Origin of the sequence: Bradyrhizobium sp. WSM1743 (genome assembly GCF_000473065.1) — a bacterium.
In the GTDB taxonomy this organism is placed as follows: domain Bacteria; phylum Pseudomonadota; class Alphaproteobacteria; order Rhizobiales; family Xanthobacteraceae; genus Bradyrhizobium.
The window spans coordinates 26936-34425 of sequence record NZ_AXAZ01000082.1 but is presented as its reverse complement, the minus strand read 5'-3'; the positions used below and the strand labels follow the sequence as shown (position 1 = coordinate 34425).

The 7490-nt window shown below is 64.3% G+C and carries 7 protein-coding genes and 1 pseudogene; 2 read left to right on the top strand and 6 right to left on the bottom strand.

Annotated elements, in window-relative coordinates:
- A pseudogene (locus tag YU9_RS49345) lies at window positions 1-204 on the top strand (integrase); the annotation flags it as partial.
- A 190-nt stretch (window positions 205-394) separates the two neighbouring features.
- Here YU9_RS49345 and YU9_RS0133125 read toward each other — a convergent pair.
- The 6 genes from YU9_RS0133125 to hpaH all read right to left on the bottom strand — a co-directional run bounded on the left by YU9_RS0133125 (window position 395) and on the right by hpaH (window position 6769).
- Window positions 395-2020, bottom strand: a complete 1626-nt coding sequence (locus YU9_RS0133125) for a thiamine pyrophosphate-dependent enzyme (protein ID WP_027576625.1) — start codon at window positions 2018-2020, stop codon at window positions 395-397.
- Between the two features lie 25 nt (window positions 2021-2045).
- A complete protein-coding gene (locus YU9_RS0133120) occupies window positions 2046-2915 on the bottom strand; it encodes a fumarylacetoacetate hydrolase family protein (RefSeq protein WP_027576624.1) in 870 nt (289 codons plus the stop codon).
- Window positions 2915-3898, bottom strand: a complete 984-nt coding sequence (gene hpaD / locus YU9_RS0133115) for a 3,4-dihydroxyphenylacetate 2,3-dioxygenase (RefSeq protein ID WP_027576623.1) — start codon at window positions 3896-3898, stop codon at window positions 2915-2917. The genes YU9_RS0133120 and hpaD overlap by 1 nt, the downstream gene beginning before the upstream one ends.
- A gap of 103 nt (window positions 3899-4001) precedes the next feature.
- The gene (gene hpaE / locus YU9_RS0133110; protein WP_027576622.1) at window positions 4002-5540 is read right to left on the bottom strand and encodes a 5-carboxymethyl-2-hydroxymuconate semialdehyde dehydrogenase; all 1539 of its coding nucleotides are present in this window, start codon (window positions 5538-5540) and stop codon (window positions 4002-4004) included.
- Window positions 5533-5931, bottom strand: a complete 399-nt coding sequence (locus YU9_RS0133105) for a 5-carboxymethyl-2-hydroxymuconate Delta-isomerase (RefSeq protein WP_027576621.1) — start codon at window positions 5929-5931, stop codon at window positions 5533-5535. Before YU9_RS0133105 ends, hpaE begins: the two co-directional genes overlap by 8 nt.
- Window positions 5932-5962: 31 nt before the next feature.
- Window positions 5963-6769 carry a 2-oxo-hept-4-ene-1,7-dioate hydratase gene (gene hpaH / locus YU9_RS0133100; RefSeq protein ID WP_027576620.1) on the bottom strand — a complete coding sequence of 269 codons (807 nt, stop codon included), beginning with the start codon at window positions 6767-6769 and terminating at the stop codon, window positions 5963-5965.
- A gap of 110 nt (window positions 6770-6879) precedes the next feature.
- On the opposite strand from hpaH, the gene hpaR reads away from it, so the two are divergent.
- Complete coding sequence (hpaR, locus tag YU9_RS0133095) at window positions 6880-7398, top strand: homoprotocatechuate degradation operon regulator HpaR (protein ID WP_027576619.1); 519 nt, start codon at window positions 6880-6882, stop codon at window positions 7396-7398.
- The last annotated feature ends 92 nt before the right edge of the window (window positions 7399-7490 follow it).

The window sequence follows — 7490 nt, the reverse complement described above, 5'->3', positions numbered from 1 at the left end:
GTCCGCTCCAACGGCGAGATCAAATGGCGTGGCGAGCTCATCCACCTTTGCAGCGCTCTCGCTGGTGAAACAGTCGCCGTAGAGGAAACCGCCGATGGGCAATGGCAAGTGCGCTTCTTCAACGTGCCGATCGGCATCATCGATCAGAAAACATCGACGCTGCGGCGCTGCGCTAGCGCAGCGCCGCAGCGGACCGAACCATGAACGATTGTTACCTATCCATCCGGGCTGTTTTGTTACCCTTCCATCCGCTGGACATTCCCGAAGGGAAGGCGGATGAGGGGTCTCTATCCGCGGAGACAGACCCCTCATTCGTCTCGCTGCCGCTTCGCGTCAGCGATCCACCTTCTCCCACAAGGGGAGAAGGGAAGAGGCCGGATCGACGATGTCTCGATTACGGCTTCGGCGGGTGAATGAACGCCCACGGGCTGACCTCGGAATCCCTGGTCACCTCGACCGAAATCAGATACGGCCCGCTGTGGCCAAGCGCCTTCTCCATCGCCGCCTTGAACTGATCCGGCGTCGTGACGCGCGCAGCCGCAACGCCGAAGGACTCCGCGAGCTTGACGAAATCCGGATTGACGAGGTCCGATGCAACCACGCGGCCGTCGAAACGTTCGCGCTGGTCGCGGCGGACATTGCCATAGGCGTTGTTGTTGAACACCAGTGTCACCACGCCGATGTTGAACTGCACGGCGGTGGCGAGCTCCTGCACGCCGAACATGAAGCCGCCGTCGCCAGCGATGGCGACCACCGGCTTATCGGGGTTCGCGACCTTGGCGCCAAGGGCGGTCGGAAAGCCCGAGCCGAGCGTGCCCTGGTAGCCCGAGGTGATGAAGGTGCGCGGCTGGTAGATCGGAAAGCCGTACCAGGAGGCAAAGCCGACCTGGGACAGTTCATCGGTGACGATCGCATTCGCCGGCAGCACTTCGCGCAGGATGTTCAGATACGCCATCTGCGGCTGGATGCGCTGGATCTCGGCTTGCGCCGCGGCGGTGGCTTCGCGGATCGCGCCGCGCCGGCCGGCGGTCTTGCTGTAACCCACCTTGGTGACGGCGGCGGCGAGGTCGGCAGTCGCGGCCTTGGCATCGGCGACGATCGCGGTGTCGGACGAGAACCGCCGCATCTCGACCGGATCGATGTCGATGCGGATGCTCTTCAGGCCAGCGGGCTGATACGGCCAGCGCGACATCGTCGGCAGCTCCAGCCGCGTGCCGATGCCGATCATGAGATCGGTGTTCGGCCACAGCTTGTAGGCGGCGGCCATGGTCAAGCCGAGCTCATGCGCATTGGAGACGACGCCGCGGCCGCTGCGGAAGGCGACGACGGGCGCATCGATCATCTCGGCGAGCTCGAGGATCTCCTCGCGCGCGTCGATCGCGCCGCTGCCGACGAAGATCATCGGCGCCTTGGCGGTCTTGATGAGCGCTGCCGCCTGCTTGATCATATCTGGATCGGGCAGCGGCGCGGGCAGCGGCTCCAGCACCTGGGCGGCTGCCGTATCCGCGCGCTGGGTGAAGACGTCCCAGGGCATCTCGACCGAGGCAGGGCCGCGCCGTCCCGACATCATCTCCTGGAACGCGCGCGCCACCACCGTCGGCGCGTTGCCGGGATATTCGATGCGCTCGGCCCATTTTACATAGGTGCGCAAGGTCGCGAGCTGGTCCGGCATCTCGTGCAGATGGCCGCGGCCCTTGCCGAGAAACGGCGTCGGCACCTGGCCGGTGACGCACAACACCGGCTCGTTGCAGCCGAACGCAGTCAGCAGTGCGGCGCTGGCATTGAGCACGCCAGGACCGGGCACCACGCTGAACACGCCGGGCCGGCCGCTCGAGCGCGCATAGCCGAATGCCATGTAGCCGCAGGCCTGCTCATGCCGCGCGCCGATCACCTTGAGCTGGGCTTGGTGGAAAGCGTCGAACAGGCCGTAGACCTGCGCGCCGGGCAGGCCGAATACGGTGTCCACGCCGTGGGCGACAAGTCCGCTTACGATCGCTTCGCCGCCGGTGAGGGTGGTCATTTGGCTATTCCACTTCGATGATTGTTCAGGCTTCGTCGACGACGCCGTTGCGCAAGTGTCCGATACCCTCGGCCGCGACCTCGATAACATCGCCCGGCTTGAGGTATCGCGGCGGATCAAACCGCGCACCCGCGCCGGTCGGCGTGCCCGTGACGATGACGTCGCCGGGGACGAGCGTTGCGAAGGTCGAGATATAGCTGATGAGGTAGCGGAACGGAAACATCAGCCGGCTGGTGCGATCGTCCTGCCTGAGCTCGCCGTTGACATGCGTGGTGAGACGAATGTCCGCGATCTGCGTTTCCGAAGTGTAGGATACGAGCCACGGCCCAAGGCTGCCGCTGGAATCGAAATTCTTGCCCTGGGTGACGTTGAACTTGGCGTGACGCAGCCAGTCGCGCACCGAGCCCTCGTTGCACAGCGTCAGCGCGGCGATGTGGTCGAGCGCGGCGCTTTCCGGAATGTGCCGGCCCTGCTTGCCGATCACCAACACGATCTCGCCCTCGTAGTCGAGCTGGTGTGAGGCGCGCGGACGCACCAGCGGCGTGTCGTGGCCGACGAAGGAGCGTGGGCTCCGCATGAACATGCTCGGATATTTCGGTGCGTCCTGGCCGTCCTTGTACTCGGCGTTGCGGTCAGGATAGTTGACGCCGATGCAGATGATCTTTTCCGGCGCCGGCACCGGTGGCAGCCAGGTAATATCGCCAAGCGCATGATCCGGTGCGCGGCCCGCGGCTTCCTCTGCAAGGCTCACGAGCTTGCCGGCCGCGATCACCTCGCTCAGGGTCGGATAGTTCTTGGCGTAATGCGCCGAGAGATCAATGATGCCGCCGTCCACGACGGCGCCGTAGCGGGTAACACCCTTGACGGAATAGGTGGCGAGGCGAGGCAGGATCATCAATCGGCCACCAGGACGTCGGCCACGAATTTCGGCTCACGCACCGCTTGCCCGGTGAACGGCGAGCCCTGCTCGAACCAGGAGCGCGGTGCCGGTGCGCCCCACAGCGTCTGGCGGCGGGGATCGCGCAGGGACCAGCGCAATGGCTCGTGATCGTGATCCCCGGTGAAATAATCGCTGGTGTAAAGCTCGAGGCGGTGTCCGTCGGGATCCCTGACATACAGAAAGAACGCGTTCGAAATGCCGTGACGTCCCGGGCCGCGCTCGATGTTCTTCACAAAACCTTGGGAAGCCATGACGTCGCAGAGATGGATGATGTTCATCGCCGTCGGCGTCCAGTAGGCGAAGTGATGCAGGCGCGGGCCCTTGCCGTTGGTGATGGCAAAATCGTGGACATTGCCTTTGCGATGCATCCAGGCCGCGGCGATGCGCCCGTTCGGCCCGTCCTCCTCGGCATATTCGGTGAGACGGAAGCCGAGCCGCGCATAGAAATCGACGGTGTCTTGCACCTCGGCGGCGAAGACGTTGAAGTGATCGAGCCGCTGTGGATGGCAGCCGCGATAGAGATCGTAGCGGCGCAAGAGATGCGGCCGGCGGTCCATCGTCGCATAGAGCTCGATCTGGAAGCCGAAAGGATCGGTGAATTGCAGCGTGCGGCCCTGGAACGGCTGATCGGCGAAGGCGTAAGCTAGGCCGTTCTCGGAGAGGAATGCGGCGGCCTTGTCGAGATCCCCGTCGTTGCCGACCTTGAAGCCGAGCCGGGCGCAGGCGGGCGCTGCCGCCTTCCGCAGCACCAGCGAATGATGCTGGTGCTCTTCCGCCGCACGAAGGTAAACGACGTTGTCGTCGGCATCCTCGACATGCATGCCGACGGTGGTCTCGTAGAACTCGCGGCTCAGCTTCAGGTCGGTCACGTCCAGCACGACATGGCTGGAGCGGATGATGTTGAACGGCGGCTCGAAGATGTGTTGCGGTACGGGCATGTGCGTTTCCCCTCGGCTCAGTCGTCATTCCGGGGCGGCTCGGAGAGCCGAACCCGGAATCTCGAGGTTCCGGGTTCGCTTCGCGCCCCGAAACGACGAAGCGTTAAATTCCCAGCTTCTGAATCTTATGCGTGCCCCGCGCCAGCGAGACGTGCTTGGTTTCCATGTAGAAGTCGAACGAATAGTCGCCGCCGTCGCGGCCGATGCCTGAGGCCTTCATGCCGCCGAACGGTGTCGGCAGGTGGCGGACGTTTTCCGAGTTCAGCCAGATCATGCCGGCCTCAAGCGCATCGGCGACGCGCAGTGCGCGGCCGACGTCGTTGGTCCAGACATAGCCGGTGAGACCATAGCGGATGTCGTTGGCGATCTCGATCGCCTGTGCCTCGTTCTTGAAGGGCAGCACGGTGAGGAACGGGCCGAACACCTCCTCCTGCGCCACCCGCATCTTGCCGTGCGCGCCGGTCACCAAGGTGGGCTCAACATAATGTCCGCCGCCCGGCCCGTCATAGGCCTTGCCGCCCACTGCGATCGTCGCGCCGTCCTGCCGGGCGACGTCGAAATAGGAGCAGACCTTGGCGAGATGCCGCTCGTGGATCAGCGGCCCGATCTCGGTGGCGGGATCGAGGGGATGGCCGATCCTGAGCGCCTTCACGCGCGCGGTCAGCTTCTCCACGAATGTCTCGGCAATGCTCTGCTGGATCAGCAGGCGGCTGGACGAGGTGCAGCGCTCGCCGTTGAGCGAGTAGATCATGAACACGACGGCATCGAGCGCGCGGTCGAGATCGGCATCGTCGAACACGATCACGGGGTTCTTGCCACCGAGCTCGAAATGCACGCGCTTCAAGGTCGGCGCACCCTGAACCATGATGGCCGATCCCGTCGCGCTCTCGCCGACGAAGCCGATCGCCTTGATGGCGGGATGCTCCGTCAATGCCTTTCCGGCTTCCTCGCCAAAACCATGCACGGTGTTGAGCACGCCGTCGGGCACGCCGGCTTCCTTGACGAGCCTTCCCAGAATGGAGGCCGTCACCGGCGACCACTCCGCCGGCTTGTGTACGACGGTGCAGCCGGCGGCCAGCGCCGGGGCGATCTTCCAGGTCGAGAGCATGAACGGCGTGTTCCACGGTGTGATCACGCCGACGGGGCCGATCGGCACGCGGGTCGAGATGTTCCAGTGCTCGTCGCTCGGCGTGTTGAGGCCGTCACGCGCCTCGGCGCATTTGTCGGCGAAGAAGCGGAAATTCTCGGCGGCGCGGATCGCGGCCTTGGCCATGAAGCGATAGGCTTGTCCGGTGTCGACGCATTCGAGCACCGCGATGTCCTCGGCGTTGTCCTCGATCGCATCAGCGACACGATGCAGCAGCTTGCGCCGCATCGCCGGCCCCATGTCGCGCCAGGATTTGAAGGCGATCGCCGCAGCCGTTGCCGCCGCGTCGATATCGTCGGCATTGCCGCGTGCGACGCTGGCGAGCACGGCGCCATCGACCGGCGATCTGGTCTCGAACGTCTCGCCGGAGATCGAGGCGACGGTCTTGCCGTCGATCATGTGGCCAATGCCGTCCGCGCGCAGTTGTTTCAACAGCGGCGCGACGCGGTCGCGGTTGGCCTGAAAAACGTCGGTTTTCGGGGTGGGCTTATCCATGGGCGGCCTCCACTTTCAGGGCGTCGTGGATGTTATTGCGCTTCCAGCTCACGTCCTTGTCGTTGATCTGCATGTCGAAGGACAAAGCGAACTTGCTGGCGGCGAAGACGGGATCGAGATGCCTCGAGAGCGCCTGGAAGACGTGCTCGCCGGCTTTCTGGCGCGTGGGCAGGTCGCGGCCTTCGCCGATGCGCAGCACCATGTCGAGAAAGCCGTAGTCCGGCCGCGCGTCAGCGATCGCATAGTGCTCGCACCTGACCGCGCGAACGCGGATGCCGCCGAGCGGGAAGATGCCGGTCTCGACCGCCGCCTTGCGCACGACCTCGCACACCGCGCCGATGTCGAGGCGGCCGTCGAGATTAGCCGAATATTCGATCGTGAAATGCGGCATCGCGGTTTCACTCCCTGTCTTCTTGTTCGCCTTAAGCGAAGTAGCAGCTCACCGAGCCGTAGGCGCCATAGTCGGCCTGAATTGTGTCGCCCTTGCGGGTCTCGATCGGACGAATGAAGGAGCCGGCGAGCACGACCTGACCCGCCTCCAGCGCGAGCCCAAGCGGCGCGATCTTGTTGGCGAGCCATGCAACCGCAGTCGCAGGATGATTGAGCACGCCGGCAGCAAGACCTGTCTCTTCCAGCTGGCCGTTCTTGAAGCAGAGCGCGCCGATCCAGCGCAGGTCTGCATCCAGCGGACGGATCGGCCGTCCGCCGAGCACGATGCCGGCATTGGCGGCATTGTCGGCGATGGTGTCGAAGATTTTTCGCGTTGCTTTCGTCTTGGGATCGACGCGCTCGATCCTTGTGTCCAAAATCTCCAGGGCCGGTACGACGAAGTCGGTGGCCTTGAGCACGTCGAACATCGTGCAGTCGGGGCCGGCGAGCCGCTTGCTCATGACGAAGGCGAGCTCGGCCTCGACGCGCGTTGCGATGAAACGCTCGGTCGGAATGATTCCGCCATCTGCAAAGAACATGTCGTCGAGCAGCACGCCGGAATCCGGCTCGTCGATATTGAGCGCGCTCTGCATCGCCTTCGAGGTCAGGCCGATCTTGTGGCCCTTGACGACGCGTCCCTCCGCGATCTTGACGTCGGCCCAGGCCTTCTGAATCGCGTAGGCATCGGCGATGCTGATGTCAGGGAAATCCTGCGAGAGCTGCCGAATCTGCGTGCGGGTCTTCTCCGCCTGGTGCAGACGTCTCGCGCAAGCCTGGATATCGTCGTTGGAAAGCGCCATTCGTCATCTTACAAATCGTGGTGCCCGGAGATACTTAACATGTTAAGTTAATGCGTCAAACACAATTTCGGCTTGCTGCACCGCAAACATTTACGGCCTGAAGGGGCGTCATGACGAAGAAAACCGCCGATCCCGCCAACGGAAGCGCGCCTGCCGCGCGCCAGGTGCCGATGCGCGACTTCTCGCGCTCGCTGCCGATGTCGCTGCTGCGGGCCCGCGAAGCGGTGATGCGGCAGTTCCGTCCCTCGCTGCGCGAGCATGGCCTGACTGAGCAGCAATGGCGCATCCTGCGCGCGCTCGCCTCCATCGAGGCCGCCGAGGTCACGGAACTCGCGCGCATGGCGTTCCTGCTCGGACCGAGCCTGTCGCGCATCCTGCGCGACCTTGAGGCGCGCAACCTGATCGAGCGCAAGACGGCGAAAGCGGACCAGCGCCGCAGCATGGTCTCGATCTCGAAGGAGGGCGTGAAGCTGATGGCCTCGGTGGCGCCGACCTCGGAGGCGATCTATGCCGAGATCACGCGACGCTTTGGCGCCCGCAAGCTCGCCGAATTGCAGGAGATGCTCGGCGAACTCGAACGGAGCCTTGGGGAGCTTGGAGGCGCGGACGAGACAATAGCCGGGGAGTGAAACCAGATATGCGTGCGTGCGCGGCGAGAGCCATGGACATTCACGCTTTTTTTCGCTCAAAGTGCGGCCCAACCCGATCCGCGGCGAGTGAG

Bases quoted from the DNA above. Each gene is read 5' to 3' on its own strand.
- YU9_RS0133125 (WP_027576625.1), bottom strand. From the start codon at position 2,020: ATGACCACCCTCACCGGCGGCGAAGCGATCGTAAGCGGACTTGTCGCC.
- YU9_RS0133120 (WP_027576624.1), bottom strand. From the start codon at position 2,915: ATGATCCTGCCTCGCCTCGCCACCTATTCCGTCAAGGGTGTTACCCGC.
- hpaD (WP_027576623.1), bottom strand. From the start codon at position 3,898: ATGCCCGTACCGCAACACATCTTCGAGCCGCCGTTCAACATCATCCGC.
- hpaE (WP_027576622.1), bottom strand. From the start codon at position 5,540: ATGGATAAGCCCACCCCGAAAACCGACGTTTTTCAGGCCAACCGCGAC.
- YU9_RS0133105 (WP_027576621.1), bottom strand. From the start codon at position 5,931: ATGCCGCATTTCACGATCGAATATTCGGCTAATCTCGACGGCCGCCTC.
- hpaH (WP_027576620.1), bottom strand. From the start codon at position 6,769: ATGGCGCTTTCCAACGACGATATCCAGGCTTGCGCGAGACGTCTGCAC.
- hpaR (WP_027576619.1), top strand. From the start codon at position 6,880: ATGACGAAGAAAACCGCCGATCCCGCCAACGGAAGCGCGCCTGCCGCG.